Annotated in this window: 2 protein-coding genes; one reads left to right on the forward strand and one right to left on the reverse strand. The window is 67.9% G+C overall.

Annotated elements, in window-relative coordinates:
• On the reverse strand, positions 1-1,081 hold a 1,081-nt coding region (xseA, locus tag I6U14_RS11625), incomplete at its 3' end, for an exodeoxyribonuclease VII large subunit (protein ID WP_296899496.1).
• Positions 1,082-1,329: 248 nt separating this feature from the next.
• Between xseA and guaB the strand changes: the two genes are divergently transcribed.
• Complete coding sequence (gene guaB / locus I6U14_RS11630) at positions 1,330-2,796, forward strand: IMP dehydrogenase (protein WP_296899497.1); 1,467 nt, start codon at positions 1,330-1,332, stop codon at positions 2,794-2,796.

Raw genomic sequence — 2,796 nt, forward strand, 5'->3', positions numbered from 1 at the left:
GTGCGGCAGCCCGCAGGCCCGCCTGCCGGCGCTCCAACGCCGCAGCGCGGCGCTCCAAGCCACGCCGCATGGCGAGGTCCAGCCGACGCTGCAGCCGATCCAAGGTCTGCGCGAACTGCTCCAGACGCGCCGCAGGGTCGCGCAGATGCAAACGGCGGCTCGCGGCGATGAGGCGCTGCGCCGCGGCGCTGCGGCGGCCGCCAAGGGCCGCACCGAGCCGGCGCTCGAGGGCAGCCAGCCGCTGTATCAGATCCGCAGCAGACGGGACCGCCATCTCCGCCGCCGCGGAGGGCGTCGCTGCGCGCTGGTCCGCGGCCAGATCGGCGATGCTGAGATCAATCTCATGACCGACACCCGTCAGCACCGGGATGCCGGATGCGCGAATCGACTGCGCCAGCGCCTCGTCGTTGAAGGCCATCAAGTCCTCCAGCGAGCCGCCACCACGAGCTAGGATCAGGAGATCGCAGTCCGCCCTGCGGTTCGCGAGGGCGATCGCCCCACAGATGGCCGCCGCCGCAGCCTCCCCCTGGACCGGCACAGGGTAGATCAGCACCGGCACCAGCGGTAGGCGCCGCCGCAGCACCGTGAGCAGATCATGCACCGCCGCACCGGTCGCCGATGTGATGACGCCGATCTGCGCAGGCAGGGCCGGCAGCGGTCGCTTCTTGGCCTCGTCGAAGAGACCCAGCGCCGCCAGGCGGCGTTTGCGCCGCTCCAGCTCAAGGCGCAGCGCGCCCTCGCCCGCCGGCTCCATGTGCTCTACCCGCAGCTGGAAGTCGCCGCGGGCCTCGTAGAGCGTCAGGCGTGCCCGCAGCAACACCTGCTGACCATTGGCGGGCCGGAAGGCGAGCAACTGCCGGCGCTGGCGGAACAGCGCGCATCGCACCTGGGCGCCCGCATCCTTGAGCGTGAAATAGCAATGGCCGGACGCCGGCTGGGCGAGATTCGAGATCTCCCCCTGAACCCACAGCAGCGGCAGAGACCCCTCCAGGATGGCGCGGGCCTCGGCATTGAGCCGGGACACAGTCCAGATATCGCGCTGGAAGTCGACGATCTGCTCGGCGCCGGCGGCGAAGGACATGGCTTGGGCTCGGATGCAGACCGCGGGCGAGAAGCCCGTGGGGGTGAAACTGGGCGTGGGCTCGCGGGCGTTGTGGTGCTGTGTGTATCCGCAGATGATAGCGCCTGGTGCGGGCGCGCATTTCCACTCCGTGATGGGCGAGCGGGGCCTGCGAGCCACCGCCGCGGCTTCCAGTTTACCGCGTCGCGTTGAATTCCTATGATAAGCAGTTAACTCATCGGCACTCGATCCCCCGCCGGAGACCCGCCATGCGCCTGCTCGGTGAAGCACTCACCTTCGACGACGTCCTGCTCGTGCCCGCCCACTCGAAGGTGGTACCAAGCGACGTGGACCTATCCACGCAGCTGACCCGCGGCATCGGCCTCAAAATACCGCTCTTATCGGCGGCCATGGACACCGTGACCGAGGCCAGGCTTGCCATCGCGCTTGCCCTAGAGGGTGGCATTGGCATCGTACACAAGAATATGTCCATCGAGCGCCAGGCGCGAGAGGTGCAGACGGTCAAACGCTACGAAAGCGGCATTATCCGGGACCCCATCACCGTCGACTCGGAGATGAGCATCGGCGAGGTGCTGGCCATCACCAGGGCACACAATATCTCCGGCGTGCCGGTCACCGAGGGGGGACACCTGGCGGGCATCGTCACAGGCCGGGACCTGCGCTTCGAGACGCGCATGGATGCTCCAGTATCGGCCATCATGACACCCCGCGAGCGGCTGGTGACCGTCAAGGAAGACGCCACCCGTGAAGAGATTCTGGGCCTGCTGCACAAGCACCGCATCGAGAAGGTGCTGGTGGTGAACGACGCCTTCGAGCTGCGCGGGCTGATCACCGTCAAGGATATCCAGAAGGCGGCCGACTTTCCCAAGGCTTCCCGCGACGATCGCGAGCGCCTGCGCGTGGGGGCCGCGGTCTCCGGCGGCAGCGGCACCGACGAGCGCGCGACGGCCCTAGTTGAGGCCGGCGTGGACGTACTGGTGGTGGACACGGCCCACGGTCACTCCCAGGGTGTGTTGGACCGCATCCGCTGGATCAAGGAGCACTTCCCGGACGTGCAGGTCATCGGCGGCAACATCGCCACCGGCGAGGCCGCACGTGCGCTGGTGGAGGCTGGCGCCGACGCCGTGAAAGTGGGCATCGGCCCCGGCTCCATCTGTACCACCCGCATTGTCGCTGGTGTCGGTGTGCCGCAGATCACAGCCGTTGCCAATGTCCACGAGGCGCTTGCCGGCACCGGCGTGCCGCTGATTGCAGACGGCGGCCTGCGCTATTCCGGCGACGTGGCCAAAGTCATCGCCGCCGGCGCCAACAGCGTCATGATCGGCAGTCTTTTCGCTGGCACCGACGAGGCGCCGGGCGAGGTGGAGATCTACCAGGGCCGCTCCTACAAGTCCTACCGCGGCATGGGCTCCCTCGGCGCCATGGGGGGCAAAGAGGGCTCCAGCGACCGCTACTTCCAGGAGCAGACCGAGCCCGGCAAGCTGGTGCCCGAGGGCATCGAGGGCCGGGTGCCTTACAAGGGCAGCGTGCTCAACGTCATCACCCAGCTCATCGGCGGCCTCGCCTCCAGCATGGGCTACACCGGCTGCCAGAACATCGAAGAGATGCGCACCAAGCCGCAATTCGTGCGCGTCAGCGCCGCCGGCATGCGGGAGTCCCACGTCCACGACGTGCAGATCACCAAGGAAGCGCCTAATTATCGGATCGACAATTGA

It is taken from the genome of Thiohalocapsa sp., from assembly GCF_019695415.1.
Classification (GTDB): Bacteria; Pseudomonadota; Gammaproteobacteria; order Chromatiales; family Chromatiaceae; genus Thiohalocapsa.